The following is a 26,983-nucleotide window of genomic DNA, read 5'->3' on the forward strand; positions in this document are numbered from 1 at the left end:
CGCGTCACCGCCGGGGTGCGTCCAGGAGACGCCCCCAGGAGTTCCCGTGCGCAGAACATCCCACATCGCCGCCGCCCTGCTGGTCGCCGCCGCGGCGGCCGCCGTCGCCGTGCCCACGGCACCGGCCTCCGCCCTGCCGTCCACCGCCGTGCCGGCCGACGCCGCCTCTGCGGCAGCCGGCTGGGCGGGCCGTCAACTCACCGGCGGCACCCACGTGGAGAGCCCGTTCGGGCCGGACTTCGGCCTCACCGCCGACCTGGTGCTGGCCCTGTCCGCCGTCGGCGCCGGGAAGGGCGAGAGCGCCGCGGCCACCGACTGGCTCGCCGCCAACGCCTCCTCGTACATCACGGGTGACACCCCGGGAGACGTGAGCGCCGGCTCCGCCGCCAAGCTCGCCCTGGTCGCCGAGACCCAGCACCGCGACCCGGCCGCGTTCGGACAGCTCGACCTGCTCGCCACGCTCGCCGGCCGCCTCCAGCCGAACGGCCGCTACACCGACCACTTCACCTTCGGCGGCGAGGAGGTCTCCGACTACTCCAACACCTTCTCGCAGTCCCTCGCGCTGCTCGCGCTGGAGCGCCGCGGCGCGCAGGCCGTCCCGCAGCCGGCGGTGGACTTCCTGCTCGCCAGCCAGTGCGCCGACGGCGGCTTCCCGGTCGCCTTCCCCGACAGGCCCGCCAACTGCGGCTCCGACGCGGACGGCACCGGCATCGTCGCCCAGGCGCTGCTGGCCGTCGGCCGGAAGGCCGAGGCGGAGAAGGCCCTCGGCTGGCTGGAGAGCCGGCAGGCTCCGGACGGCGGCTTCGGCGGCTCCGGCCCGACGGCCGCCTCCAACACCAACTCGACCGCGCTGGCCACCCAGGCGCTGCGGGCCGGCGGCCACGCCGGCGCCGCCGACAAGGGCGCGGCCTGGCTGCTCGCCCAGCAGATCGGCTGCACGGGCAAGGCGGAGGACCGGGGCGCGATCGGCTACCAGAAGCCCCTGGTGGACGGCGCGACGCTGCGGGCGACCGCGCAGGCGATCCCCGCGCTCGCCGGTGTCCCGCTCGCCGCGGTGGACGGCGCCGGCGCCGCAATCGGCCTGCCGACGCTCGGCTGCGCCGCACCGAGCCCGTCACCGACCGCCACCGCGACCGCGTCCGCGACCGCCACGGCCACTGCGACGGCCTCGGCGACCGCCACGGCCACTGCGACGGCCTCGGCCTCGGCGACGGCCTCGGCCACCCCGACTGCCGGCCCCTCCGCGCCGGCGACGGCGACCACCGCCCCTGGCACGCCCACCCCCGGCGTGCCCACCGTGACCGGCACGCCCGTACCGTCCGCGACCACCTCGCGCCCCGCTCCGCGCGGCCTGAGCGTGGGCAACGGCGGCGCCGGTGGCGCGGGCGACCTCGGTGGTACCGGCTACTCGGGCACGGACTACGCCGTCACCGCGACGGGTATCAGCGGCCCGCTCGCCTCGACCGGCTCCTCGCCGCTGCCGGTGGCGGCGGCCGCCACCGCCCTGCTGCTGGCCGGCGGAGCCTGCGCAGGGTACGCCCGCCGCCGTCGGACCCAGGGCTCGGAGCGATGATCCGCCGGGGTGGCGCCGCGCTGGCGGCGCTCGCGGCGCTCGGCGCCACCCTGGCCGGGCCGGCCGCCCGGCCGGCGTCGGCGGCCGAGGGCTGTGACGGTGTGCTGGTCGTGGTCGAGACCCGGGCGGTGGCCGACAACCCGGGCTACCAGTCCCGTACGGGCTGCTCGGACTCGCCGCGCACCGGCATCCAGGCACTCCAACAGGCCGGCTTCGCGGTGCGGTTGGGGACGGGCCCGTACGCGGGCGGCTTCGTCTGCGCGCTCGACGGCGCGCCGCGCAACGGCTGCGGAGCCGTCACCCTGGAGACGTACTGGTCGTACTGGTACATGTTGCCGGGGACCAGCGAGTGGGTGTTCAGCGACCTGGGCGTGGGCAACCGCACGCCGCCGCGCGGCAGCATCGACGCCTGGGTGTGGCAGAGCGGGGGGAGCCCCGGGCCGCCGCAGCCCCGCTCGGCCCTGCCGCCCGCCCCGGCGCCCTCCACCGCCCCCGCCACGCCCCCGCCCGGGACGGGCGGCGGTCCTGCCACGCCGCCGCCGGGCCCGGGTGACCCCCCGCCGGCCGGTGAGCCCCCGCAGCCCGGCGGTGGTGGCACCGCCGGCGCGGGCTCCGGCGGATCCACCACCACCGGCGGCACCGGTACGGCAGGCGGCACCGGCGGCCCGGCCCCGGGCCGGCCCGCGCGGCCCACCCGGGGCACCTCCGCCCCCGGCACCGCACCCGAGCCCGTGCCAGCCGAGCCCTCGGGGCAGCCCGCCCAGCAGGACGCGCCGGCGCCCGACGCCTCCGCCGCGAGCGGGCCGCCGACGGCGAGCGAGTCCGCCGGCGCCTCGCCCACCGCCGATCCGACGGCGTCCGGCACCGGCGCCCCCACCCCGTCCGAACCGGCCGAGCCGACCGCGCAGGCCTCCCAGCCCGTACCGGCCCCACCGGGCGACGGTGGCTCCCAGGCACTCGAAGTGAACCGTCCGGCCGGCTCGTCCTGGTGGCCGGTGGCGCTGGGCCTGGCCGCGGCCTGCGCCCTCGGGGTGGCCGCCTACCACCGCGCCCGTAACCGGGGCCGCTCCCCGGGCGGCGCCCGGTGAGCCTGCCCGGCGTCGCCCGGCTGCTGCTGCCCCGTCAGCTGCACCCCGTCGCCTGGTGGGTGTGGGCCCTGGGGCTCGCCGCCGCGGCCGGACGCACCACCAACGTGCTGCTGCTGGTCCTGCTGGCCGCCGCGGCCGGCTATGTGGTCGCCTCCCGCCGCACCGCCGCGCCCTGGGCCCGGGCGTACGGAGTGTTCCTGCGGCTGGCGGTGACGATCGTGGTGCTGCGGGTGGTGCTGCAGTCGCTGCTGGTCGGCTCCGGCGGTGCCACCGTGCTGCTCGACCTGCCGGAGATCCCACTGCCCGGCTGGATGGCCGGCGTCAAGCTCGGCGGCCCGATCACCGCCGAGGCGGCGTACGGCGCGTTCGGTGACGGCGCGAAGCTGGCGGTCATGCTGCTCTGCTTCGGCGCCGCCAACGCCCTGGCCAGCCCCGCGCGGCTGCTGCGCGCGCTGCCCCGCGCCCTGCACGAACTCGGCGTCGCCGTGACGGTGGCGCTGAGCGCCGCACCCCAGCTGGTCACCGCGGTGGCCCGGGTGCGGCGGGCCCGTCGGCTGCGGGCGCTGCCGGTGAAGGGGCTCCGCGGCCTGCTGTCGATCGTCGTGCCCGTCCTGGAGGAGGCCCTGGACCGCTCGCTGGTCACCGCCGCCGCCCTGGACGCACGGGGCTACGGGCGCCGCGAGGCCGTGCCCGCCCGCCGCCGCGCCGCCGTGCACCTGCTGCTGCTCGGCGGTCTGACGGCCGTCGTGGTCGGCCTGTACGGGCTGCTCGACTCCTCCACCACCATCCCGGCCGGCCGGCTCGGCACGGTGACCACCGGCGGCGCCGGCCCGGTGCTGCTGGTACTCGGCCTGGTCGGCTGCGTGGCCGGGATGCGCCTGGGCGGCAGCGCGGTACGCCGTACCCGCTACCGGCCCGACCCGTTCGTGGCCCCCGAGTGGCTCACCGCGCTGAGCGGCATCGCCGCTGCGGCCTGCTTCCTCCTCACCGGGACGCTCGGCGGACCGGACGCGGGCCTGACACCCGACCCGTGGAGCCTTCAGCTCCCGGGCCTGCCGCCGCTCGCGGTGGCCGGCATCGTGCTCGCCCTCCTGCCCGCCCACCTCACCCCGCCGCCGCCCGACGAGAGCGACCACCAGCCGACCCCAGCGAGGAAGCAGCCGTGAACGCCGTCCACTGGGAGCAGGTCTCGTTCAGCTACCCGCGGGCCACCGCCCCCGTCCTCGCCGATATCGATCTCGCCGTGCCCGAGGGCGAGTTGTGCCTGGTGCTCGGCGCCACCGGCAGCGGCAAGTCCACCCTGCTGCGCACCGTCAACGGCGCGGTGCCGCACTCCACCGGCGGCACCCTGTACGGCCGGGTCCGCTCCGCCGGGCGGGACACCGCCGACCATCCGCCGCGCGAGCTCGCCGACGCCGTCGGCGTGGTGCCGCAGCGCCCGGCCGACGCCTTCGTCGCGGACACCGTCGAGGAGGAGATCGCCTACGGCCTGGAGTGCCTGGCGTTCCGGCCCGAGGTGATGCGCCGCCGGGTCGAGGAGACCCTCGACCTGCTCGGGCTCGCCGAGTTGCGCTCGCGCCCGCTCACCGCGCTCTCCGCCGGGCAGCAGCAACGCGTCGCGCTCGCGGCCGCGTTCGCCGCCCAGCCGAGCCTGCTGGTGCTGGACGAGCCCACCAGTGCGCTCGACCCGCCGGCCGCCGAGGAGGTGCTCGCCGCGCTCACCCGGCTGGTGCACGACCTCGGCACCACGGTGCTGCTCGCCGAACACCGGCTGGAGCGGATCGCCCAGTACGCCGACAGCGCGCTGCTGGTCCCGGGCTGCGGGCGGCCGGTGCGCTACGGCGCGCCCGCCGACGTCCTGGCCGATGCGCCGGTGGCTCCGCCCGTCGTGGAGCTCTCCCGGTTGCTCGGCTGGCAGCCCGTCGCACTCAGTGTCCGCGATGCCCGCCGCCGCGCCGCCGGTCACCCGCTGCGTGCCGCCGCCCCCGTCCGCCGGCCGGCCGCCCCCGCCGGGGAGCCGGTTGCGGTGGTGCGGGGCCTGGTCGCGCACCACGGCCCGGTGCCCGCGCTGCGCGGCGTGGACCTGACCCTGCACGCCGGCCGGATCACCGCCCTGATGGGGCGCAACGGCGCGGGCAAGTCGACCCTGCTGGCCTGCCTGGCCGGACTGCACCGCCCGAGCGGCGGCACCGTCAGCGTCGGCGGACTGGAGCCCGCCGAGCTGCGGCGCCGTCAGGCCGCCACCCTGGTGGGCATGGTGCCCGCCGACCCGGGCGACCTGCTGCTCGCCGACCGGGTCGACCACGAGTGCTCCGCCGCCGACCGCGAGGCCGGCGCCACCCGGGGCACCACCGCGGCCCTGCTGGAGCGCCTCGTACCGGGCATCGACCCGGCGGCCCACCCCCGGGCCCTGTCCAGCGGGCAGCGCCTCGCCCTGGCGCTGGCCGTGCTGCTGGCCCGTCGCCCCGGTCTGCTGCTGCTCGACGAGCCGACCCGGGGGCTGGACTACCCGGCCAAGCGCCGGACGACCCGGCTGCTGCGCGACCTCGCGGCGCAGGGCCACGCCGTGCTGCTCGTCACCCACGACGTGGAACTCGCCGCCGCGGCCGCCGACCGGGTGGCCGTGCTCGCCGACGGCGAGCTGGTCACCGATGAGGACACCGCCCCGGCGCTGGCCGCCTCACCCGCCTTCGCACCGCAGACCGCCAAGATCCTGGCCCCCGCGGAGCTGCTCACCGTCGACGAGGTCCGCGCCGTACTGCCCGGCCTGGAGGGAGAGCGCACATGAGCGCCCCGACCGACCACCCCGCGCACCGGCTGCACCTGGCGGCCAGTACCCCGGACCTTCCCCGGCTCGGCCCGCGCTCGGTCCTCGCGCTGCTGCTCGCCACCCTGGTCGGCATCGCGGGCTTCGGCTGGCCCTTCCTGGCCGACCGTGACTCCAAGGTGGCACACGAGGGCGACGCGCCCTGGCTGTTCGCCGCCCTCACCGTGCTGGTCCTCGCGGTGGTCCTCACCGCACTGCTGGACGGCGCCGCCGACGCCAAGGCCGTCGCCCTGCTCGGCGTACTGGCCGCCGTGGGCGCGGCGCTGCGCCCGCTGGGCGCGGGCACCGCCGGGCTGGAGCCGATGTTCGTCATCTTCATCCTGGGCGGGCGGGTGATGGGCCCGGCGTTCGGCTTCGCGCTCGGCAGCACCGCCATGTTCGCCTCCGCGCTGCTCACCTCCGGCATCGGCCCCTGGCTGCCGTTCCAGATGCTCACCGCCTCCTGGGTGGGCCTGGGCGCGGGCCTGCTGCCCCGGCGGGTGAGCGGGCGCCGGGAGGTCGCGATGCTCGCCGGCTACGCGGTCGTGGCGGGCTTCGGCTACGGGATCGTGATGAACCTGTGGTTCTGGCCGCTCAGCATCGACCCGGCCTCGGCGGTCGCCTACGACCCGCAGGCCGGGCCGCTCGGCAACCTGCACCGGTACGCGGCCTTCTACGCCACCACCTCGCTCGGCTGGGACCTCCCGCGCGGTGTGCTCAACGCCTCGCTCGTCCTGCTGGCCGGCCCCAGGCTGCTCCAGGCCCTGCGCCGGGCCATGGACCGGGCCGCCTTCGGAGCGCCGATCCGCATCCTGCGGACGGCGTCCCCCGAGCCCGCGGTGGTACCGGTTCCCGCCCACGGCAAGGGACTTGACGGTCCGCCGGTCGAACGGGATGATGAAGCGTCACAAATGATGACGAATCCGACAATGGGGGAAGTCCGGTCCAAATCCGGCGCTGACCCGCAACGGTAGGACCACCGACCCAGGTCGGCGGCGAGCCCGAATGCCCATCGCCGGAGTAGCGGTTCCCCCAATCCCGTCGCGGTCCGCGGGTCGGAGCCCCCGGGCATCTCCCCACGGCGCTGCCGGCCGCCAGGGGCAGCCCGGGCGCGCTGTGCCACGGGCCCGGAGAGGCCCACCATGCCCGTCCGTCACCGGACCACCACCCTGCTCGCCGCCGCCCTGGCCCTGACCGCGCTGCTGCCCGCCGCCACCGCGCAGGCCGCGCCCGCAGGCGCCGACGCCACCACCCACCGCCCCGACGCCGCGGCCGCCGGCTGGCTCGCCCGCCAGCTCGTCGACGGCGAGCACTTCGAGGCCACCTTCAACGGTGTGACCTACCCCGACCAGGGCCTCACCGTCGACGCCGTGCTGGCCCTCGCCGCCTCCCGCACCGGCGACCAGTACGCCACCAAGGCCACCACCTGGCTCGCCAAGCCGGAGTCCTCACCGGCTACCTCGGCGACGGCACCACCGAGGCGTACGCCGGCGCCACGGCCAAGCTCCTGCTCGCCGCCGAGGTCCGCGGCAGCGACCCGACCACCTTCGGCGGGGTCGACCTCCCCGCCCGGCTGCGCTCCCTGCAGAGCACCGGCGGACGCTTCTCCGACCGCTCCCAGTGGGGCGACTACAGCAACTCCTTCGGCCAGTCCCTCGCCCTGATAGCCCTCGACCGCACCCCGGGCGGCGCCCCCGCCGAGGCCGCCGACTTCCTCGCCGCCAGCCAGTGCCCCGACGGCGGCTACCCGCTCTCCTTCGGCCAGCCGACCTGCACCTCCGACGTGGACGCCACCGCCCTCGCCGCCCAGGCGCTGGCCGCCACCGGCCGTCAGGCCAAGGCCCAGGCCGGCCTCGGCTGGCTGACGGCCCACCAGGGCGCCGACGGCGGCTTCGCGGCCACCGGGGCCGCCACCGCCAACGCCAACAGCACCGGGCTCGCCGCGCAGGCCCTGCTCTCCGCCGGGCGCCTCGGCGCGGGCCTCAAGGCCTGGAGCTACCTCACCAAGCTCCAGCTCGGCTGCGCCGCCGCGCCCGCCGACCGCGGCGCGGTCGCGTACGACGGCACCGGCTTCAACGCGGCCACCGCGCCCCGGGCCACCACCCAGGCGGTGCTCGGCCTGGCCGGCACGGGCCTCGCCGAGCTGACCGCCCACGGTTCCCGCCCCGCCGCCCCGGCCCTCGCCTGCCCCAACGGCAGCTGACCACCCGGCAGCCGTACTACCCGTACTACCCGTACTACCCGTACCACCCGCGCCGCCTGCCCGACCCCTGCGCAGCCCCGCGCCCGAGCGACCTCACCGAAAGGCCCACCCGTGAGAGACACCCGCACCCCGACGCGCCGCCCGCTGCGCCGCACCCTCGGCTCGGCCGCCGCCGCTGCCGCCCTGACCGCCGGTCTGCTCGGCACCGCCGTCACCACGGCGCCCGCCGCCCAGGCCGCCGCCTGCACCGGCACCTCCGGCGTCACCGTCGTCGTCGACTTCACCGCCCTCGGCGGTGGCATCCAGACCGGCTGCGCCCCCGGCGACCCCGCCACCGGCCTCGCGGCCCTCACCGGCGCCGGCTTCGGCTACGCCTTCCACCCGCGCTTCCCCGGCATGGTGTGCCGGATCAACGCCCTGCCCAACCCGTGCAACGGCGCCCCGGCCACCGCCTACTGGTCGTACTGGCACGCCGCGCACGGTGGCGCCTGGTCCTACAGCACCTTCGGGGCGGGCAGCCACGACCCCGCCCCGGGCGATGTCGAGGGCTGGGCCTTCGGCGCGGGCGCCCAGCCGGGCATCACCGCCCCCTGACCGGCGTGCCCGCCCGCTGACCCGAGCCGCCCGCCGACCCGAGCGGCCCGGTGACCCGAGCCGTCCGTCCGGGCCCCGCACGCGAGCAGCGCGTGCGGGGCCCGGACGGGCACCCCACGGCCCCGCCCGCCGCGACTATCGCTGACGTCACATCGTCACCGTCCGTGGTGCGGCGGCGAAGGGGCGTACCAGCCAGTACAGTCGGGCCGTGGAGTTCCGAACAGACATCCTGGGCGCCCCCTACGAGGCCGCCGAACTGCCGCTCGCCGCCGACGAGGAGGGCGCCGTCAGCGCGACCCTGGTCCGCAGGCTCGCCCCCGACACCGGTGGGCCCAGGCGCGCCGTGCTCTATGTGCACGGCTACGTGGACTACTTCTTCCAGACCCACCTCGCCGACCACTTCGTCGGCCTCGGGTACTCCTTCTACGCGCTCGACCTGCGCAAGTACGGCCGCTCGCTGCGTCCGCACCACTCGCCGAACTTCATCCGCGACCTCCGCGCGTACGACGAGGAGCTGGACGAGGCGGTCCGGATCATCCGCGAGGTCGACGGCCACCAGCAGCTGCTGGTCAACGGTCACTCCACCGGCGGTCTGGTCACCGCGCTCTGGGCCGACCGCCGCGCCGGGCGCGGCCTGGTCGACGCGCTGTTCCTCAACAGCCCCTTCCTCTCCATGCCGGCCGCCGCCCCCGTCCGCGCCCTGAGCGCGCCCGCCGTGCAGGCCCTCGCGCGCGTGTCCGCGACCCGCAAGCTGCCCTCCACCCTCAACCCGCACTACGTGCACAGCCTGCACCGCGACCACCGCGGCGCCTGGGACTTCGACCTCGCCCTCAAGCCCGCCGAGGGCTTCCCGCTGTACGCCGGCTGGCTCGCCGCCATCGACCGCGGCCAGCGGCAGGTCCGGCGCGGCCTGGCGATCGACTGCCCGGTGCTGCTGATGGCCTCCACGGCCTCCGTCGCGACCAGCAAGTGGCAGGCCGCGCTCCACCACGCCGACGCCGTCCTGCGCGCCGACGACATCGCCGCGCTCGGCCCCCGGCTGGGCGGCCACGTCACCACCGTCCGGATCGAGGGCGGCATGCACGACCTCGTGCTGTCCGGAGAATCCGCGCGCGAGCAGCTCTTCACCGAACTCGACCGCTGGCTCACCGCGTACCTGCCGGTGCCGAAGTGAGCCCGGCGGATCCGCTGCCCGTCCAGCGGCGGGTGGCGCTCGGCACGGCCAAGCTGATGCCCGACCTCGACCGCGAGGGCGGCTGGCTGCTCACCCTGGACGACACCCCGCAGTCCTACGTCGACCTCGCCGAGCCCACCCACCTGGAGTTCGAGTACGTCCGGCGGCTCGGCCATCTGGTCGACACGCTGGCCCCCGCCGGGGAGCCACTGGACGCCCTGCACCTGGGCGGCGGGGCCCTCACCCTGCCGCGCTACCTGGCCGCCACCCGGCCGGGATCGCGCCAGCAGGTGGTGGACATCGACGGCCCGCTGCTCACCCTCATCGAGGAGCAGCTGCCGTGGCACGGCCCCGGCGCCGACATCACCGCCGCCCCCGGCGACGCCCGCGAGGCGCTGGCCGCCGCGCCGCCCGGCTCGGCGGACCTGGTGATCGCGGACGTCTTCCACGGCTCGCGGACCCCGGCGCACCTCACCTCGGTGGAGTTCCTGCGGCTGGCCGCGGCCGCGCTGCGCCCCGGCGGCTGCTACGCCGCCAACCTGGCCGACGGCCCGCCGCTGGACTTCGCCCGCGCGCAGGCGGCGACGCTGCGCGCCGTCTTCCCGCAGACCTGCCTGGTGGCCGAGCCCTCGGTGCTGCGCGGCCGGCGCTACGGCAACATCCTGCTGATCGGCTCGGACCGGCCGCTGCCCGTCGAGGAGCTGAGCCGCAGCCTGGCCGGTGATCCCTTCCCGGCCCGGCTGTGCGACGCGCACGCGCTGGCGGAGCTGGTCGGCCGCACCGCCCCCGTCCTGGACTCCGAGGCCCGGCCGTCGCCGCCACCGCCGGACGGCGCGTTCAGCATCGGCTGACGGCTGACGGCTGACGGCTGACGGTTCGTCGGCGCGTCGGGGTGCCGGGTGCGGGAGCCCGGTACCCGTGGTGCCAGAATCGGCGGGTCCGGCCAGCCCCGATCGAGCCCTCTCCGATCGAGCCCCCTCCGAAGGAGCGCACGACCATGACTGCCGATCGCCCGTCCTCCTCCGCCCCGGCCGTCCCGCCCGACGGCATGCCGGTCAGAGCCGAGCTGGACGCCGTCCCCGAGACCGCGCTCTGGACCCTCTACCACCGCGCCGTCGAGGCCCGCCGCCCCGACTCGGTGCTCTCCGACCCGATGGCCGTCGAACTGGTGGACCGGCTCGACTTCCCGTTCGAGGAGCGCTTCGGCCCCGGCGGCGGTCTCTCGGCGCAGCTCCAGGCGCTGCGGGCGGCCTGCTTCGACCGCGAGGTGGCGGACTTCCTGGCCCGTGATCCGCGCGGCACCGTGGTCTGCCTGGGCGAGGGGCTGGAGACGCAGTTCTGGCGGGTGGACAACGGCCGCGCCCGGTGGCTGGGCGTCGACCTGCCGGAGTCGGTGGCGCTGCGCGAGCGGCTGCTGCCGCCCGACCCGCGCCGGCGTTCGGTGGCCTGCTCCGCGACCGACCCGCGCTGGATGGACGAGGTGGACCCGGCCCGCGGCCTGCTGATCACCGCCGAGGGCCTGCTGATGTACCTGCGCCCGGCCGAGGTGCGCGAGCTGATCGCCGCCTGCGCCGAGCGCTTCCCCGGTGCGACGTTCGTCTTCGACTCCGTACCGCGCTGGTTCAGCCGGCTGACCGTCCGGGGCAAGATGCGCGACCGGCACTACCAGGCCCCGCCGATGCCCTTCGGCATGGACGCCGACGAGCAGCACAAGCTGGCCACCGCGCACCCGGCGATCACCGAGATCCGCGACGTGTACCCGGTGGGCGGCCGGGGAGTGCTGCGCCGGCTGTTGCCGGTCGCCGGCCGGCTGCCGGTGCTCTCGGCCAGGCGTCCGTCGGTGGTGGCCCTGCGCTTCGGCACCCGGCGGTAGGGCGGCGCAGCGCCGGGTGGCGGCTCCGCGCGGGGCAAGCGGAAGTCAAAGGATCTTCAAGGAACCGGAAAGCCCTCCGAGGCGTTTCACACCTGGGCTGACGGCGCCGCCGGGCGGCCCGGGGGATTAGGCTGCCCTGACGGGGGGAGCGGCCCCACCGCTATTCGGATCGTCGAGACCGCCGTCTCGTCCTGCCACGGAGGTACCGGCTTTGCTGCACGTTGACGCCTGGATCGAGAGCGTCCCACCGGGCTCGGTGTACGCCCTCATCGGTCTGATCATCGGGCTGGAGAGCCTGGGCATCCCGCTGCCCGGCGAGATCGCGCTCGTCACGGCCGCGCTGCTCGCGGCGCAGGGAGTGGTCCGCCCCGAGTGGATCGCGCTCTGCGCCATCCTCGGCGCGATCATCGGTGACTCGATCGGCTACTCCATCGGGCGCAAGGGCGGCAAGCCGCTGTTCGACAAGCTCGGCCGGAAGTTCCCCAGGCACTTCGGGCCCGAGCACCTGGAGACGGCCGAGCGGGCGTTCCAGAAGTGGGGCATGTGGGCGGTGTTCTTCGGCCGCTTCGTCGCCCTGCTGCGGATCTTCGCCGGGCCGCTGGCGGGCGCCCTGCGGATGCCGTACTGGAAGTTCCTGATCGCCAACGTGCTGGGCGGGGTCATCTGGGCGGGCGGTACCACGCTGCTGGTGTACCAGGTCGGCAAGGTCGCCGAGAAGTGGCTGAAGAGCTTCTCCTGGATCGGTCTGATCGTGGCGGTGCTCGGCGGCGCGCTGATGGCCTGGCTGATGAAGCGCCGGGCCGCGAAGGTCAAGGCCGAGATCGACGCCGAGAAGGCCGCCGCGACCGCGGAGACCGCCATCGCGGACGGCGCTGCGGACACCACCGCTGCGGACACCACCGCGCCGGGCGGCGGGCCCGCCACGACACTCGCCGCGCCCGCGACGGACTGACGGCCCGGCAGGGGCGCCGTTGTAGCATCGGGGCGTACCCCCGGCGGTGACGTCGCAGCACGTGGAGGGCCCTGTGAGCCAGCAGCAGTGGGACGCGGTGGACGCGTACTTCTCGGACACGCTGGTCGGCCACGACCCGGTGCTGGAGGGCGCGCTCGCCGCCTCGGCGGCCGCCGGACTTCCCCCGATCGCGGTCGCCCCCAACCAGGGCAAGCTGCTTCACCTGTTGGCGCTCGCCCAGGGCGCCCGCCGCATCCTGGAGGTCGGCACCCTCGGCGGCTACAGCGCGATCTGGCTGGCCCGGGCGCTGCCCGCCGACGGACGGCTGATCACCCTGGAGATCGACCCCGCCCACGCCGAGGTCGCCCGCCGCAACCTCAAGGCCGCCGGCCTGGAGCAGGTCGCCGAGGTCAGGCTCGGCCGCGCGGCGGACTCCCTCGCCGCGCTGGAGCGCGAGGGCGCCGCACCCTTCGACCTGGTCTTCATCGACGCCGACAAGCCCGGCAACCCGGACTACTTCGCCCGGGCGCTGAGGCTCTCCCGCCCGGGCACGCTCATCATCGTGGACAACGTGGTGCGCGGCGGCGTGGTCGCCGACGCGGACAGCACCGACCCCTCCGTGATCGGCACCCGCCGGCTGCACGACCTGATCGCCGCCGACCCCCGGGTGTCGGCGACCTCCGTCCAGACGGTCGGCACCAAGGGCTACGACGGATTCACGCTGGCCCGCGTACAGGGCTGAACCACCGGAGGGAGTGGCACGTGCGGATCGGACTGCTGGGCACCGGGCCCTGGGCGGAGCGGGTGCACGCGCCCGTCCTCGCCGAGCACCCCGGGATCGAGTTCGCCGGCGTCTGGGGCCGGCGCCCCGAGGCGTCCGAGACCCTCGCCCGGGCGCACGGCGCACGGCCGTACGCCGACCTGGACCAGCTGCTCGCCGACGTGGACGCGGTGTCCATCGCGCTGCCGCCCACCGTCCAGGCGGACCTCGCGGTGCGCGCGGCGCAGGCCGACTGCCACCTGCTGCTGGACAAGCCGGTCGCCCTCACCGTCCCGGACGCGCGACGCGTGGCGGAGGCCGTCGAGCGGCACGGCCTGGCCTCGGTGGTCTTCTTCACCGTGCGCTTCGGCGGCGAGCAGATGCCCTGGATCGAGAAGCAGGCGGCCACCGGCGGCTGGTTCACCGGCCGCTCGGACTGGCTCGGCTCGGTGTTCGCCGCCGGCAGCACCAGCCCGTACGCGGCCTCGCCCTGGCGGGCGGACAAGGGCGCGCTGTGGGACGTCGGCCCGCACGCGCTGTCCCTGCTGCTGCCGGTGCTCGGCGACGCGGTCCAGGTGACGGCCGTCCGCGGACCCAGGGACACCGTGCATCTGGTGCTGCGCCACGCGGGCGGCGCCTCCAGCACGCTGGCGCTCAGCCTGACCGCGCCCGCCGAGGCCGGCGGGACGTGCATGGAGCTGCGCGGCAGCGCCGGGGTCGTCCAGCTGCCGGAGCGCGGTGAGGGCCCGGTGCGGGCACTGCACCGGGCCGTCGACGCGCTGCTCCGGTCGGCGGACACGGGGCAGGCGCACCCCTGCGACGCGGCCTTCGGTCTGCGCGTGGTGGAGATCCTCGCCGGGGCCGAGCGGTCGCTGGCGGACGGCGGGCCGGTGGAGGTCTGAGCGGGCGGTGTGACAGCCTGGCCGGTGATTGCGGTCACCCGCCGGGAGGGCGTGCCGCAGCTGGCCGCGCAGGCCTGGCCGCTGGTCGTGGCGGGCATCGGGGCCGGCGCGGGGATCGGCCGGGTGCTGGCCGCCCGGGTGCCGGAGCGGCCCGCCAGGCGGCTGGTGCTGCTGCTCGCCCTGGGCAGCGGGCTGACCACCCTGGGCAAGGCCTGTGGGGGCTGTGACCGGTACCCGCCCCGGCCGGTACCCGCGCCACGGGTAGCGGCCGCTGCGGCCGTCCGGTCAGCGGGTGCCGCTGCCTCCGCCGACGCCGTCCGGCCGGCGGTCCGCCGGGCGGCGCGGTGGGATGGGGGCCGCCGTGAAGTCGCGCGGGCCGGTCCACAGCGCGGGTACGGCGTCGGTGCGGCGGGCAAGCTCGTACGCCAGTGCCTCGTAGTTGACCCGCCAGCCCTTGAAGTGCGGCCAGGCCTCCTGCACCGACCGCTCCTTGGGGAAGCCGGCGGCGGCGACCATGGCCACCGCCGCGTCGAACTCCGTGTAGGTGAGGCGGATCGGGCTCTCCGGGTGCGGGTCGGGGTCGAAGTCGATGCGCAGCGAGCGCGCGATGTCGCGCATCGCGGTGAACCCGGCGCGCAGCACCAGCCGGGCCTCCGGCGGGGCCGAGCGCGGGCTGATCGCGAGGTGCAGCGCGGCGGCGTCCAGCACCGAGACCAGGCCGACCACCCAGCTGCGGTTGGGCTGCGGGGAGCGGAAGGAGAGCAGCACCGGGTAGGTGGAGTGGCTCTCGCCGAGGTCCGCGGCCAGCCGCTCCCAGCTCTGGTACAGCTGGGGCAGCGCCTTCTCGGTGTCCACCAGGGACTGCCGGGCCAGCAGCTCCGGGCCCCAGGCGGGCTCGCCGGCCCGGGACTGCAGCAGCGTCACCTCCACCTCGCGGCGGTTGTAGGCGGCGTACAGGGTCGGCAGGTAGGCGATCTGCAGCGCGATGACCAGCGGGCCGCTGGCGGCGGCGAGGAAGTCCAGCGCGGACAGGTTCAGCCGGTCCCCGCTGGCGAATCCCAGGGTGAACAGGCTCGATCCGGCCTCCCGGAAGGACACCCGCCAGGCCAGCTCGGACGTGCCGTGCATCAGCAGCGTGTACGCCAGCAGCATCGAGGCGAGCCACGCCCCGAGCATGCCGATCAGGATCAGTGGCGCGAGCCAGGTCTGGGCGCGGTCCTGCGCGCGGTACGCACCGCGGGGCCCGGCGGCGAGCCGCAGCAGCAGGCGCAGCACCGCCCAGAGCCGGTAGACCAGGCCGGTGTACAGGCCGCGCGGCACCACCAGGGTGCGCAGGATGCTGGCGATGGTGAGCAGCAGGAGCGCCACGCCGAGCAGGGTGTAGATCAACCTCATGGCGTCATTGTCCAGGTCGGCGGGCGGCCCGGTGATGATCGGGGGCCGACAGGGCGGCGCGGGTGGCGGCCAGGTGGTTGCTCGGCGGCGGCGTGGCGGTGGCGCTCGGCGGCGTTCCGGGGGCGACGCGGCCGCCGGTCGCGGGGGCGGGCGTTGACAGCCGGGCCCATCGGCTGAATGCTAAGCAAGCGCTTAGTCACCGGCCGGGTGCGGCACCGAGCCCGACCTCGGCCCGCTGACCGATCCCGACGCCTAGCCGACCCGGACACCGACCCAACCCCGACCAACCCCCGACACCGACCCCCGACACCGAGCCCCGGAGTGAGCCGATGCCCGACACCACCGCCGACCCGCCCGGCCTGGACCTGGCGCGGCTGCGCGCCCATCTGGACCGCGAGCTGCCCGGTACCGTCAAGGGCCCGCTCCGGGCCGAGCTGATCGAGGGCGGCCGCTCCAACCTCACCTACGTCCTCTCCGACGGCGTCCAGAGCTGGGTCCTGCGCCGGCCCCCGCTCGGCCACGTGCTCGCCACCGCCCACGACATGGGCCGCGAGTACCGGGTGATGAGCGCCCTGCGCGACACCCCGGTGCCCGTCCCCGACACCCTGCTGCTCGTCCAGGACCCCGAGGTGCTCGGCGCCCCCTGGTACCTGATGGAGTACGTACCCGGCGTCGCGCACCGCGACCCCACCGCTCTCGCCGCCCTCGGCCCCGACCGGGTGCACGCGCTGGGCCTGGGCCTGGCCGACACCCTGGCCCGGCTGCACGACATCGAGCCGGTCGCCGTGGGCCTCGCCGACTTCGGCCGCCCCGAGGGCTTCCTGGAGCGCCAGCTGCGCCGCTGGAGCACCCAGCTCGCGGCCTCGCGCAGCCGCGAGCTGCCCGGCATCGACGAACTGCACGGCCTGCTCACCGAGCGGCTGCCCGCCTCGCCGGCGCCCACCCTGGTCCACGGCGACTACCGGCTGGACAACGTCCTCGTCGACGACGGGGACCGGATCACCGCCGTACTCGACTGGGAGATGTCCACCCTCGGTGACCCGTTCACCGACCTCGGACTGCTCGTGATGTACACCGAACTCGCCGGCGCCGGCGGTGGCATCATCCCCGCCGCGCCCACCGCCGAGGGGTTCCCCGCCGCGGGCGAACTCCTCGCCCGATACACCGGGCGCTCCGGGCGCGAGGTCGCCGACCTCGGCTGGTACGTCGCCTTCGCCTCGTTCAAGCTCGCCGTCGTCGCCGAGGGCATCCACTTCCGCTACCGGCAGGGCCGCACCCTCGGCGCCGGCTTCGAGAAGGCCGGCGAGATGGCACCGATCCTGGTCGGACACGGCCTCACCTCCCTCAAGGAGCGCTGACATGGACTTCTCCTACGACGCCCGGACGCTCGAACTGCGCGAACGGCTGCTCGCCTTCATGGACGAGCACGTGTACCCCGCCGAAGCCGTCCTGGAGGCGCAGCTCGCAGACCCGGCCCGCCAGCCCTGGGCGGTGCCGCCGGTGGTCGCGCAGCTCCAGGCCGAGGCACGCCGGCGCGGGCTGTGGAATCTGTTCTTCCAGGACGCGCACAGCCGGCCGGGGGAGGGCGGCCCCGGCCTGACCAACCTCCAGTACGCCCCGCTCGCCGAGATCACCGGCCGCAGCCCGCAGTTGGCCCCGCCGGCGCTCAACTGCGCCGCCCCCGACACCGGCAACATGGAACTGCTCGCCCAGTTCGCCGACGCCGACCAGCGCAAGCAGTGGCTGGAGCCCCTGCTGAACGGCGAGATCCGCTCCGCTTTCGCGATGACCGAGCCCGAGGTCGCCTCCTCCGACGCCGCCAACATCGCCACCCGGATCGAGCGGCACGGCGAGGAGTACCTCGTCAACGGCCGCAAGTGGTACATCACCGGCGCGATGAACCCCGACTGCAAGATCTTCATCGTGATGGGCAAGACCGACCCCGACGCCGCGCCGCACCGGCAGCAGAGCATGATCCTGGTGCCCCGCGACACCCCCGGAGTGAGCGTCAGGCGCGGCATGCGGGTCTTCGGCTACGACGACGCCGACCACGGCGGCCACGCCGAGGTGCTCTTCCAGGACGTCCGCGTGCCCGCGGCCAACCTGATCGGCGAGGAGGGCTCCGGCTTCGCCATCGCCCAGGCACGCCTGGGCCCCGGCCGGATCCACCACTGCATGCGCGCCATCGGCATCGCCGAGCGGGCGCTGGAGCTGATGTGCCGCCGCGCCCTGGACCGTGTCGCCTTCGGGCGCCCGCTCGCCGAGCAGGGCGTGGTACAGGACTGGATCGCCGAATCCCGGGTGCGGATCGAGCAGTTGAGGCTGCTGGTGCTCAAGACCGCCTGGCTGATGGACACCGTCGGCAACCGCGGCGCACACACCGAGATCCAGGCCATCAAGATCGCAACCCCGACGGCCGTGGAGTGGATCCTGGACAAGGCCATCCAGGCGCACGGCGCGGCCGGCGTCAGCCAGGACACCCCACTCGCCCAACTCTGGGCCGGCAACCGCACGCTGCGCCTGGCCGACGGCCCCGACGAGGTGCACAAGCGCTCGCTCGCCCGGCGCGAGCTCAAGCGGTACGCGGGCGGCGCCCGATGACTAGCACCCGGGAACTCGACATCCTGGTCGACGAGTTGCTCGCCGCCCACGACCCGGCCGGCACCGCACCGCTGGACTTCCTGCGGGCCCGCTTCGACGCCGGCCTCGCCTGGGTGCACTTCCCACCCGGCCTCGGCGGCCTCGGCGCACCGCGCTCCCTCCAGGCCCGGGTCGACGCCAGGCTCGCCGCCGCGGCGGCCCCCGACAACGACCCCCGCCGGATCGGCATCGGCCTCGGCATGGCCGCCCCCACCATCCTGCGCTACGGCACCGACGAGCAGAAGGCCCGCTTCCTGCGCCCGCTCTGGACCGGGGAGGAGGTGTGGTGCCAGCTGTTCAGCGAACCCGGCGCGGGCTCCGATCTCGCCGCGCTCGCCACCCGCGCCGTCCGCGAGGGCGACCACTGGGTGGTCACCGGGCAGAAGGTGTGGACCTCCAGCGCCCACGTCGCCCGCTGGGCCATCCTGCTCGCCCGCACCGACCCGGACGTACCCAAGCACCAGGGCATCAGCTACTTTCTCTGCGACATGAGCGACCCCGGCGTCGAGGTCAGGCCGCTGCGCCAGCTCACCGGCGAGGCCGAGTTCAACGAGGTCTTCCTCACCGGCGTCCGCATCCCCGACGCCCACCGCCTGGGCGCCGTCGGCCAGGGCTGGACGATCGCCCAGACCACCCTCAACAACGAGCGCGTGGCCATCGGCGGCCGGCGCACCCCGCGCGAGGGCGGGATGATCGGCATCCTCGCCCGGATCTGGCGCGAACGCCCCGACCTGCGCACCCACGAACTGCACCAGCGACTGCTGGCCGGCTGGGTGGACGCCGAGGTGCTGCGGCTGACCGGCGAGCGACTCGGCCAGCAGCTGGCCGCCGGCCAGCCCGGCCCCGAGGGCGCTGCCGCCAAGCTCGCCTTCGCCCGGCTCGCCCAGGAACTCAGCGGCCTGGAGGTCGAGTTGCTCGGCGAGGAGGGCCTGGGCTACGGGGACTGGACGATGGTCCGCCCGGACCTGGTCGACTTCACCGGCCGCGACGCCGGCTACCGCTACCTGCGCGCCAAGGGCAACTCGATCGAGGGCGGCAGCTCCGAGATCCTGCGCAACATCATCGCCGAGCGCGTCCTCGGCCTGCCCGCCGAGCCACGCACGGACAAGGACGTGCCATGGAAGGAGCTGTCCCGATGACCGACCCCGACGTGCTCCAGCCGGACCAGGACCTGCTCTACTCCCAGGCGGAGCAGGACCTGCGCTCCGCCGTCCGGGCCGCCCTCGCCGGTCACTGCCCGCCGCAGGCCCTGCCGGCCCGCTGCGAGGGGCCCGAGCCCTACAACCCGGCCCTGTGGCGGGCGCTGGCCCGCGAGATCGGGGCCGCCGGCCTCCAGGTGCCCGAGGCACTCGGCGGCGCCGGCGCCTCACTGCGCGAGAGCGCGGTCGTCCTGGAGGAACTGGGCCGGGCCTGCGCCCCGACGCCCTACCTCACCAGTGCGGTCCTGGCCACCAGCGTGCTGCTGGCCACCGGCGCCGAGGAGCTCGGCCCGCTCGCCGCCGGCGAGCGCACCGCCGCGCTCGCCGTCCCCTTCTCGAACTCGCCGTACGGGCCGTTCCCCGGCGGCGTCCGGGCCGGTGCCGCGGGGGAGCTGACCGGTACCGTCACCTCGGTCGCCGACGCCCGGGCGGCCGATCTGCTGATCGTCCCGGCCCGGGGGCCGGACGGCCCGGGCCTGTACGCCGTCGACACGGCACGGGTGACGGTGCGGCCACGCGTCGCCCTGGACCTCACCCGCCCGCTCGCCGACCTGGCGCTGAACGGCGCCCCAGGGCGGCTGCTGGCCGGCCCCGACCGGGCGGCGGACGTGCTGCGCCGGGCGCTGCTCACCGGCGCCGGCCTGCTGGCCTCCGAACAGCTGGGCGTCGCGCAGTGGTGCCTGGACACCACCGTCTCCCACCTGCGCGAGCGGCGGCAGTTCGGCCGGGTGGTCGGCTCCTTCCAGGCGCTCAAGCACCGCCTCGCCGAACTCTGGCTGGACATCGCCGGGGCGCGGGCGGCGGCCAGGGCGGCCGCGGACGCGCTGGCCCGGCAGACCGACGACGCCGCCGTCCTGGTGGCCGTCGCCGCCTCGCACTGCGGCGCGGTGGCCGTCCGGGCGGCGGAGGAGGCCGTGCAACTGCACGGCGGCATCGGGATGACCTGGGAGCACCCCGTTCATCTGTACCTCAAGCGCGCCAAGGCCGACCAGCTGGCACTCGGCACCCCCGGCCGGCACCGCGAGGCGCTGGCCGCGCTGGTGGAGCTGCCCGCCCCGGCGGCCTGAGCCACCGTCATACCCGGGTACCGGCCGCGTGTTGGCACCCGGGTATGACGCCGTCGCCCGTACCTGATTCGTAGGGTCCGTGTCAGCGGCCCGCCGACTCGCGGCGGGCGACGGGAGGAGCAGAGCCACCTCATGGACCACCACCACCTCACGGACCACCACCTCGGGGACCACCACCACCTCACGGGCCACGCCGGTCTCAACCGGCACCCCCGCCCCGGGGACAGCCGCCCATCGCGTCGGGTGCGGGGCCGGGCGTTCGTCGCCGGCCTCCTCGCGGCGGGCGTCGTGCTCGGCTCCGCGCTCGACGCGGCCGCCGCCGGGCCGGCCGCTTCGTCGCCGGGCGCGGCGGGGGCCGGTACGGCCGACCGGCAGGCCGTCGTGAGCCTGCCCGCGCCCGGTGGGCCGTACGCCATCGGCACCACCACGCTCCGGCTGCGCGACGACAGCCGGCAGGACCCGTGGCAGCCCGGGCAGACGCGGGAGCTGATGATCAGCTTCTGGTACCCGGCGGAGCGCGGCAACGGCCCCGCGGACCGCGCCGCGTACATGACGCCGGAGGCCGGGGTGCACTTCGGCGGAGAGCGCGGCGCGGGCGTCTTCAACTACCACGTGCTGCCGGGCCGCACCGACTGGTCCGCGACCCGCACCCATGCCCGCGAGGGCGCGCCCGTGCTGCGCGGCGGCGGCCCCCGGCCCGTCATCCTCTACTCAGCCGGCCTCGGCGACCCGCGGACCTGGAACACCGGCCTGGTCGAGGACCTGGCCTCGCGCGGCTACGTCGTCGTCACCGTCGACCACCCCTATGACGCGTCCGAGGTGCAGTACCCCGACGGGCACCTGGTGGAGTCGGTCCTCCCCGAGCTGGCGAAGCAGCCGGACCTCGACGTCAACGCGCTGCTGCGCAAGGTGATGCGGACCCGGGTGGAGGACACCCGCTTCGTGCTCGACCAGCTGGGCGAGCTCAAGGGCGGGCGCGCCGGTGCCGCCGCGGCGAGCACTCCGCCGAGCGGTCTGCCTGCCGGTCTGCCGACGGCCCTCGATCTCGGGCGGATCGGTATGGCCGGCCACTCCGCCGGCGGCTTCACCGCCGCCCAGACCATGCACGACGACCCCCGGATCAAGGCCGGGATCAACCTGGACGGGCAGCTGGAATTCCCCGGCCCCGACGCCGGCGGCAGCACCCTGAGCACCGTGGCCCGCGACGGCCTGGACCGGCCGTTCCTGCTGATGGGCACCCAGAGCGCGGACTCCGGCGACTACCACCACCAGCCGTCCTGGCAGGCGTTCTGGAGCAACACCCGGGGCTGGCACGCCGATGTGACGCTCACCGGGTCGCAGCACGGCTCGTACACCGACGCCCAGGCGCTGCTCCCGCAGCTCGCCGAACAGGGCGCGATCGCGGCGGACCGCCTGACGGAGGACATCGGCACGGTGGCGCCGCAGCGCGCGGTGACGGCGACCCGCGCGTACGTCGCCTCCTTCTTCGACCGCTGGCTGCGCGGCCACGACGACCACCTGCTGGACGGGCCCTCGGCACGATACCCGGAGATGGAGTACGCCCGCTGACCCACCAGTCTGACAGCTGCCCCGAGTGGGAAGCCGGACCGGCCGACTTCCCACTCCGCACCGACACCCCGTCAGGTGTCGAGGAGGATCACCACCCGGCCAGTGCTGCGGCCGTCGGCGACCTGCTGGACGCCGGCGGCCGCCTCGCCGAGCGGGAGGCGGGCGCTGACCAGCGGGCGGACGACGCCTTGCTCGGCGAGCTCGGTCAGCTGCTCGTGGGTGGCGCGGACGGCCTGCGGGTCGTGGGTGTTGTACAGGCCCCAGTGCAGGCCGAGGATGGCGTAGTTCTTCACCAGGGCGTGGTTCAGCGCCGGGGCCGGGATCTGGCCGGCGGCGAAGCCGACCACAACGATCCGCCCCTCGAAGGCGACGCAGCGGGTCGAGCCGGTGTAGGCGTCGCCGCCCACCGGGTCGAACACCACGTCCGCGCCGCGCCCGCCGGTGGCCTCCTTGACGACCGTGACGAAGTCCTCGGCCGTCCGGTCGACCACCAGGTCGGCGCCCAACTCCCGCGCCACCGCCGCCTTCTCGGCGCCGCCGACCACCGCGATCACCCGGGCGCCGGAGGCCCTGCCCAGTTGCACGGCCGCACTGCCGACACCGCCGGCCGCCGCGTGCACCAGCAGGGTCTCACCGGGGCGCAGCGCGGCCCGCCGGTGCAGGGCGAACCACGCGGTCTGGTACCCGATGTGCAGGGCGGCGGCCTCGGCGTCGTCGAGCGCCTGCGGGGCGCGGAAGGCGGCTGCGGCGTCCAGCAGCGCGTACTCGGCGAACGCCCCGCCGGGCAGTACGGGGTTGCCGATCACCCGCTCGCCCGCAGACCACCCGCCGACCTCCGCGCCCGTCCGTTCGACGGTGCCGCAGAGCTCGACGCCGGGTGTGAAGGGCAGCGGCGGACGCACCTGGTACTGGCCGCGGACCATCAGCGCGTCGGGGAAGTTCACGGCGGCCGCGCGCACCCGCACCAGCAGCTGCCCGGGGCCGGGCGCCGGCAGCGGCAGCCCGTCCCGCAGGCGCATCACCTCGCGAGGCTCGCCCAGTTCGTCGACCTGCCAGGCCCTCATGCCTCGCCCTTCCTCTCCAGCCCCTGCTGGAGCCGGTTCATCCCGGCGATCCAGCGGTCCGGGTCGGTGGCCCGGACGGCGTAGTAGTCGGCGACCTCGGGGTGCGGGAGTACCAGGAAGCGCTCCTCCCGTACCGCGGCCAGGACGGAGGTGGCGACCTCCTCGGCCTCGATCGCGGTCGGGGCGAGCAGCGCCTCGCCCATCGCGCCGGTGGCGGTGAGCATGTCGGTACGCACCCCTTGCGGGCAGACGGCGTGCACCCGCAGACCGCGGTGCCGGTAGGTGGCGGAGAGCCACTCGGCGAACGCGAGGGCCCCGTGCTTGGAGACCGCGTACGGGGCTGAGCCGAGGCTGGTGAGCAGCCCGGCCGCGGAGACGGTGGCGATGAAGCGGCCGCCGCCGCGCTCCAACCAGCGGGGGAGCAGCCGGTCGGCGGCCCGGACGTGGGCCAGTACGTTGACCTCCCAGGCCGTGCTCCAGGCCGAGGCGGGCGCGTCGGCGCCGCCGAGCGGGGCGACGCCGGCGTTGGCGCACCAGACGTCGATCTCGCCGAGCACGGCGCGGGCCCGCCCGACCAGGGCCTCGACTCCGGCCTCGCCGGCCGCGTCGCCGGGTACGGCCGTCCCGCCGCACTCCTCGGCGACGGCGGCCGCCGCCTCGGCGTCGAGGTCGTTGACCACCACCCGGGCGCCGGCTGCGGCGAAGGCCCGGGCCAGCGCGGCGCCGATGCCGCGGCCCGCACCGGTGACCACCACGCCCTGCCCGGCGAGGCTCCCCTCGGGACCCGGGCCCGCGGCGGGGCTCACAGCCCGCCGCCGAGGGTCACTCCGCCGTCGACGACCAGCGTCTGCCCGGTGATCCAGGCCGCGTCGGAGGAGAGCAGGAACGCGACGGCGCCCGCGACGTCCTCGGGCACGCCGAGCCGGCCGAGCGGGTACGCGGCGGCGACCTTCTCCTCGCGGCCCTCGTACAGCGCCTCGGCGAATCTGGTCTTGACCACTGCGGGGGCGACGGCGTTGACCCGGATGTCCGGGCCCAGCTCGCCGGCCAGCTCGGCGGTCAGCCGGATCAGCGCGGCCTTGCTGACCCCGTACATGCCGATGCCGGCGGACGTGCGGATGCCGGCGATCGAGGCGACGTTGACCACCGAGCCGCCGTGCTCGCCCATCCAGGCGGCGTGCACCCGGCGGGTCCAGGCGAGCGGCGCGAGCACGTTCACCGCGAGGATCTTGGCGGCGGCCGCCTCGTCGGTCTCCAGCACCGGGCCGTAGACGGGGTTGATCCCGGTGTTGTTGACCAGGTGGTCCAGCCGGCCGAAGGCCTCCATGGTCCGGGTGACCGCCTCGTCCTGGTGCGAGGTGTCGTCGGCCTTACCGGCTACGCCGATCGCGACTTCGGGCCCGCCGAGGTCCAGGACCGCCTGGGCCAGCGGCTCGGGCTTGCGGGCCGTGATGCAGACCTTGGCGCCCCGGGCGACCAGTTCCCGTGCGATGCCGAGGCCGATGCCCCGGCTGGCTCCGGTGACGACGGCCACCTGGCCCTTGAACGAGTGCACCACTGAGGGTCCTTTCGCGTCCGGCGGGCCGGGGGGAGTGCGGCGCCTGCCGGGCGGTTGCGGGTTCACGGCGTGCTGCCCGTGAGCGGGAGGATATGACTAAGCGCTTGCTTAGCATGGTGCGAGTGCGGGACCCTGTCAACAATCCGGCCCCGCCGAAACCCCTGCCCCAGCCCTCGTCGAAGCCCCGCAGAGCCCTTGCGGCGCCCTCGTCTAAGCCCCCGTCGCAATGACCCGCCGTACCCCGCCGCCGGGGGTTCGGCAGAGGCCCGGATGCCCCCTGAGCCCGGCAGTCGTGCCGGTCAAAAGCCCGCACGACCCTTCTGGGAGGATGGCGCCATGACCAGCAGCACGCCGATCGCCGACCTCTGGCCCACCCCGCCCCCCGGCGCGGACGCCCGCCCCGAGGCCGCGTACCGGCTGCTGGAGGCGGCCGTCGAGTCCTTCGCCGAACGCGGCTACCACGCCACCACCACTCGCGACATCGCCACCGCCGCCGGGATGAGCCCCGCCGCGCTGTACATCCACTACCCCTCCAAGGCCGCGCTGCTCGCCGAGATCAGCCGGGCCGGCCACGCCGCGACCCTCGCCCTGGTCCGCGCGGCCGCCGACAGCGGCGACGACCCGGTGGCGCGGATGCGGCGCCTGGTCGAGGACTTCACCGTCTGGCACGCCAGGGGCCGTACGGTCGGCCGGGTGGTCAACTACGAGCTGCACGCGCTGCCGCCGGAGGACTACACCGTGGTCGCCGGGCTCCGCCTGGACATCGAGCGAACGGTGAGCGGGATCATCGCCGCCGGTGTCGAGGCGGGCGTGTTCGAGGTCGCCGAGGTGAAGACCGCCGCTCGGGCCGTCACCTCACTGGGTATCGACGTCTCCCGTTGGTACACCGACCGCAGCAGCGAGACCCCGCAGGAACTCGGCCGGCGTTACGGCGAGCTGGTGCTGCGGATGCTCGGCGCACGGCCATGACCTGGGCTGACGGGGGTCGGCGCCCTTCGACGGCCGGAGCCTGATACCCGGGTGTCCCGGTGCTCCGACGTCCTGATGCCGTGCGCCCGTGGGCTTCTCCGCCTTCGGAGCCGTCGCGTGTCCGTGGCCATGCGACAGATCGGTGCCGGGTCTGACGGCCGGTGGGCGACGGTAGAGTTCGCCCTCGGGGAAGCCGAACTCCCTCAGGTGACCGCCCTCGCGCTCGATCGCGAGGGTGATCCACGAGCTCCTCGCGGAGCCGGTGGGGGGTCGGCGCGGGCCTCGGCCGGACGAGTCGGACCCCGGGGTCGGGACCGAAGGATCATCCCCTAGCATCTACAAGCCTGTAGACGTTCGCGCGACCGGCATCAGCCCGGTCGTGCGGGCCGGGCTGCGTTCCCGCGGCCCAGATTCAGGACCGTCCGGGTTCCCGACCGTCCAGACCACCGCGAGGACACAGCAGATGAGCGCAATCGGTGTAGGCCAGGCCGTCATTCTCGGCATCGTCGAGGGAGTGACGGAGTTCCTCCCGATCTCCTCGACCGGCCACCTGAAGATCACCGAGGGTCTGATGGACATCCCCGTCGACGACCCGGCTGTCGTCGGTTTCACCGCCGTCATCCAGGTCGGTGCGATCGCTGCGGTCCTCGTCTACTTCTTCAAGGACATCGTCCGCTTCGCCACGGCGTGGGGCCGCGGTCTGGCCAATCCGGCGCAGCGCGCGAACCACGACTACAAGTTCGCCTGGTGGGTCATCTACGCGACCATCCCGATCGTGGTCGTCGGCCTGGCGGCCAAGCCCCTCATCGACGGCCCGCTCGCCTCGCTCTGGGTGGTGGCCGGCTCGCTGATCGTGGGCAGTGCGGTGATGTGGGCCGCCGACCAGATGGGCCGGCACCGGCGCGGCGAGGCGGACATCACACTCAAGGACGCCATGATCGTCGGCTCCTCGCAGATCCTCGCGCTGCTGTTCCCCGGCTTCTCCCGCTCGGGCGCCACCATGTCCACCGCCCTGATCCGTGACCTCGACCGGGTCGCGGCCACCCGGTTGTCCTTCTTCCTCTCCATCCCCGCACTGACCGGTGCCGGGATCTACGAGCTCAAGGACGCCCTGGGCGGCGGTGTCGGCTTCCTGCCGCTGGCGGTGGGCACCGTTGTCTCGTTCGTGGTGGCCTACGCCTCGATCGCCTGGCTGCTGAAGTACGTCGCGAAGCACTCCTTCAACGCCTTCGTCATCTACCGCATCGTGGTCGGCGTGCTGCTCTTCGGCCTGTTGGGCGCGGGCGTCGTCGACGCCTGAGCGGCGCCGCGCCGCTCTCCCCCTCTCCCTTCATCCCCTCTCCCTCTTCCTGCTCTCGGCCCCCGGTCCCGCCCGCAAGGGTGGGGCAGGGGGCCGATTGCGTGGCCGAGGTGCATGGCGAGGGACTCGCGCGGGTGCTTCGGGACGATTCGGAGCGCTTCCGGACCCGTGAACCGACCGGCGAGGCGTTCTCCGTGGGGGGCATTTCGGACATTTGGGGTGGTGGTTGGGTGAGGGTGCTCACAGGGGGTGGGGGAGTACGGGGTTGCGTAGTTGGTGGTGGGGTGGGGTTGGGGG

At 75.4% G+C, this 26,983-nt stretch carries 24 protein-coding genes, 2 pseudogenes and 1 riboswitch; of the genes and pseudogenes, 22 read left to right on the forward strand and 4 right to left on the reverse strand.

Translation table 11 applies throughout. From position 1 onward, the window contains the following. The first annotated feature begins 46 nt into the window (after window positions 1–46). The 15 genes and pseudogenes from ACIBH3_RS27025 to ACIBH3_RS27095 all read left to right on the forward strand — a co-directional run bounded on the left by ACIBH3_RS27025 (window position 47) and on the right by ACIBH3_RS27095 (window position 13,925). Window positions 47–1,573, forward strand: coding sequence for a prenyltransferase/squalene oxidase repeat-containing protein (locus ACIBH3_RS27025; protein WP_396314677.1), 1,527 nt, complete (start codon window positions 47–49; stop codon window positions 1,571–1,573). Further along, the gene (locus ACIBH3_RS27030) at window positions 1,570–2,661 is read left to right on the forward strand and encodes a hypothetical protein (protein ID WP_396314678.1); all 1,092 of its coding nucleotides are present in this window, start codon (window positions 1,570–1,572) and stop codon (window positions 2,659–2,661) included. The genes ACIBH3_RS27025 and ACIBH3_RS27030 overlap by 4 nt, the downstream gene beginning before the upstream one ends. Then, the gene (locus tag ACIBH3_RS27035; RefSeq protein ID WP_396314679.1) at window positions 2,658–3,827 is read left to right on the forward strand and encodes an energy-coupling factor transporter transmembrane protein EcfT; all 1,170 of its coding nucleotides are present in this window, start codon (window positions 2,658–2,660) and stop codon (window positions 3,825–3,827) included. Before ACIBH3_RS27030 ends, ACIBH3_RS27035 begins: the two co-directional genes overlap by 4 nt. Beyond that, on the forward strand, window positions 3,824–5,449 hold the full coding sequence (locus ACIBH3_RS27040) for an ABC transporter ATP-binding protein (protein WP_396314680.1): 1,626 nt from the start codon (window positions 3,824–3,826) through the stop codon (window positions 5,447–5,449). Before ACIBH3_RS27035 ends, ACIBH3_RS27040 begins: the two co-directional genes overlap by 4 nt. Next, window positions 5,446–6,273, forward strand: a pseudogene (locus ACIBH3_RS27045) (ECF transporter S component); the annotation flags it as partial. The gene ACIBH3_RS27040 and the pseudogene ACIBH3_RS27045, both read left to right, overlap by 4 nt. 95 nt (window positions 6,274–6,368) lie before the next feature. Beyond that, window positions 6,369–6,499, forward strand: a riboswitch (cobalamin riboswitch). Between the two features lie 110 nt (window positions 6,500–6,609). After that, complete coding sequence (locus tag ACIBH3_RS27050; RefSeq protein WP_396314681.1) at window positions 6,610–7,131, forward strand: hypothetical protein; 522 nt, start codon at window positions 6,610–6,612, stop codon at window positions 7,129–7,131. Further along, window positions 7,131–7,238: pseudogene (locus tag ACIBH3_RS27055) on the forward strand (hypothetical protein); the annotation flags it as partial. The gene ACIBH3_RS27050 and the pseudogene ACIBH3_RS27055, both read left to right, overlap by 1 nt. 12 nt (window positions 7,239–7,250) lie before the next feature. After that, entirely contained in the window at window positions 7,251–7,670 is a 420-nt protein-coding gene (locus ACIBH3_RS27060; protein ID WP_396314682.1) for a hypothetical protein, read from the forward strand. 111 nt (window positions 7,671–7,781) lie between these two features. Further along, window positions 7,782–8,264, forward strand: a complete 483-nt coding sequence (locus tag ACIBH3_RS27065) for a flagellar hook-length control protein FliK (RefSeq protein ID WP_396314683.1) — start codon at window positions 7,782–7,784, stop codon at window positions 8,262–8,264. Between the two features lie 208 nt (window positions 8,265–8,472). After that, a complete protein-coding gene (locus ACIBH3_RS27070; RefSeq protein ID WP_396314684.1) occupies window positions 8,473–9,438 on the forward strand; it encodes an alpha/beta hydrolase in 966 nt (321 codons plus the stop codon). Between the two features lie 56 nt (window positions 9,439–9,494). Then, window positions 9,495–10,289 carry a spermidine synthase gene (locus ACIBH3_RS27075; RefSeq protein WP_396314701.1) on the forward strand — a complete coding sequence of 265 codons (795 nt, stop codon included), beginning with the start codon at window positions 9,495–9,497 and terminating at the stop codon, window positions 10,287–10,289. Between the two features lie 146 nt (window positions 10,290–10,435). Continuing rightward, window positions 10,436–11,311, forward strand: a complete 876-nt coding sequence (locus ACIBH3_RS27080) for a class I SAM-dependent methyltransferase (protein ID WP_396314685.1) — start codon at window positions 10,436–10,438, stop codon at window positions 11,309–11,311. Between the two features lie 214 nt (window positions 11,312–11,525). Further along, entirely contained in the window at window positions 11,526–12,263 is a 738-nt protein-coding gene (locus ACIBH3_RS27085) for a DedA family protein (protein ID WP_396314702.1), read from the forward strand. Between the two features lie 73 nt (window positions 12,264–12,336). Continuing rightward, window positions 12,337–13,005 carry an O-methyltransferase gene (locus ACIBH3_RS27090; RefSeq protein ID WP_396314686.1) on the forward strand — a complete coding sequence of 223 codons (669 nt, stop codon included), beginning with the start codon at window positions 12,337–12,339 and terminating at the stop codon, window positions 13,003–13,005. Window positions 13,006–13,025: 20 nt separating this feature from the next. Next, window positions 13,026–13,925, forward strand: a complete 900-nt coding sequence (locus ACIBH3_RS27095) for a Gfo/Idh/MocA family protein (protein WP_396314687.1) — start codon at window positions 13,026–13,028, stop codon at window positions 13,923–13,925. A 285-nt stretch (window positions 13,926–14,210) separates the two neighbouring features. On the opposite strand, the gene ACIBH3_RS27100 is transcribed toward ACIBH3_RS27095, so the two are convergent. Then, complete coding sequence (locus ACIBH3_RS27100; RefSeq protein ID WP_396314688.1) at window positions 14,211–15,320, reverse strand: hypothetical protein; 1,110 nt, start codon at window positions 15,318–15,320, stop codon at window positions 14,211–14,213. A gap of 329 nt (window positions 15,321–15,649) precedes the next feature. Between ACIBH3_RS27100 and ACIBH3_RS27105 the strand changes: the two genes are divergently transcribed. The 5 genes from ACIBH3_RS27105 to ACIBH3_RS27125 all read left to right on the forward strand — a co-directional run bounded on the left by ACIBH3_RS27105 (window position 15,650) and on the right by ACIBH3_RS27125 (window position 21,795). Beyond that, on the forward strand, window positions 15,650–16,678 hold the full coding sequence (locus ACIBH3_RS27105; RefSeq protein ID WP_396314689.1) for a phosphotransferase family protein: 1,029 nt from the start codon (window positions 15,650–15,652) through the stop codon (window positions 16,676–16,678). A gap of 1 nt (window position 16,679) precedes the next feature. After that, window positions 16,680–17,921, forward strand: coding sequence for an acyl-CoA dehydrogenase family protein (locus ACIBH3_RS27110; RefSeq protein WP_396314690.1), 1,242 nt, complete (start codon window positions 16,680–16,682; stop codon window positions 17,919–17,921). Further along, a complete protein-coding gene (locus ACIBH3_RS27115; RefSeq protein WP_396314691.1) occupies window positions 17,918–19,099 on the forward strand; it encodes an acyl-CoA dehydrogenase family protein in 1,182 nt (393 codons plus the stop codon). Before ACIBH3_RS27110 ends, ACIBH3_RS27115 begins: the two co-directional genes overlap by 4 nt. Then, window positions 19,096–20,226: an acyl-CoA dehydrogenase family protein gene (locus ACIBH3_RS27120; RefSeq protein ID WP_396314692.1), complete on the forward strand. Its 1,131-nt coding sequence runs from the start codon at window positions 19,096–19,098 to the stop codon at window positions 20,224–20,226. Before ACIBH3_RS27115 ends, ACIBH3_RS27120 begins: the two co-directional genes overlap by 4 nt. Before the next feature lie 132 nt (window positions 20,227–20,358). Further along, window positions 20,359–21,795 carry an alpha/beta hydrolase family protein gene (locus ACIBH3_RS27125; protein ID WP_396314693.1) on the forward strand — a complete coding sequence of 479 codons (1,437 nt, stop codon included), beginning with the start codon at window positions 20,359–20,361 and terminating at the stop codon, window positions 21,793–21,795. 71 nt (window positions 21,796–21,866) lie between these two features. Here the strand turns inward: ACIBH3_RS27125 and ACIBH3_RS27130 are convergent, their stop codons facing one another. Genes ACIBH3_RS27130 through ACIBH3_RS27140 form a run of 3 tightly spaced genes read right to left on the reverse strand, consistent with a single transcriptional unit; the run spans window position 21,867 to window position 24,417 of the window. Then, window positions 21,867–22,859 (reverse strand): NADPH:quinone oxidoreductase family protein, encoded by a 993-nt coding sequence (locus ACIBH3_RS27130; RefSeq protein WP_396314694.1) that lies wholly within the window; start codon window positions 22,857–22,859, stop codon window positions 21,867–21,869. Next, a complete protein-coding gene (locus tag ACIBH3_RS27135; RefSeq protein ID WP_396314695.1) occupies window positions 22,856–23,665 on the reverse strand; it encodes an SDR family oxidoreductase in 810 nt (269 codons plus the stop codon). Before ACIBH3_RS27135 ends, ACIBH3_RS27130 begins: the two co-directional genes overlap by 4 nt. Continuing rightward, complete coding sequence (locus tag ACIBH3_RS27140; RefSeq protein ID WP_396314696.1) at window positions 23,662–24,417, reverse strand: SDR family oxidoreductase; 756 nt, start codon at window positions 24,415–24,417, stop codon at window positions 23,662–23,664. The genes ACIBH3_RS27135 and ACIBH3_RS27140 overlap by 4 nt, the downstream gene beginning before the upstream one ends. Window positions 24,418–24,753: 336 nt before the next feature. Between ACIBH3_RS27140 and ACIBH3_RS27145 the strand changes: the two genes are divergently transcribed. Both ACIBH3_RS27145 and ACIBH3_RS27150 read left to right on the forward strand, forming a co-directional pair. Beyond that, entirely contained in the window at window positions 24,754–25,386 is a 633-nt protein-coding gene (locus ACIBH3_RS27145; protein WP_396314697.1) for a TetR/AcrR family transcriptional regulator, read from the forward strand. Window positions 25,387–25,849: 463 nt separating this feature from the next. Next, window positions 25,850–26,686, forward strand: a complete 837-nt coding sequence (locus ACIBH3_RS27150) for an undecaprenyl-diphosphate phosphatase (protein ID WP_396314698.1) — start codon at window positions 25,850–25,852, stop codon at window positions 26,684–26,686. The last annotated feature ends 297 nt before the right edge of the window (window positions 26,687–26,983 follow it).

Source organism: Kitasatospora sp. NPDC050543 (assembly GCF_044457565.1).
Taxonomy (GTDB): Bacteria; Actinomycetota; Actinomycetes; order Streptomycetales; family Streptomycetaceae; genus Kitasatospora.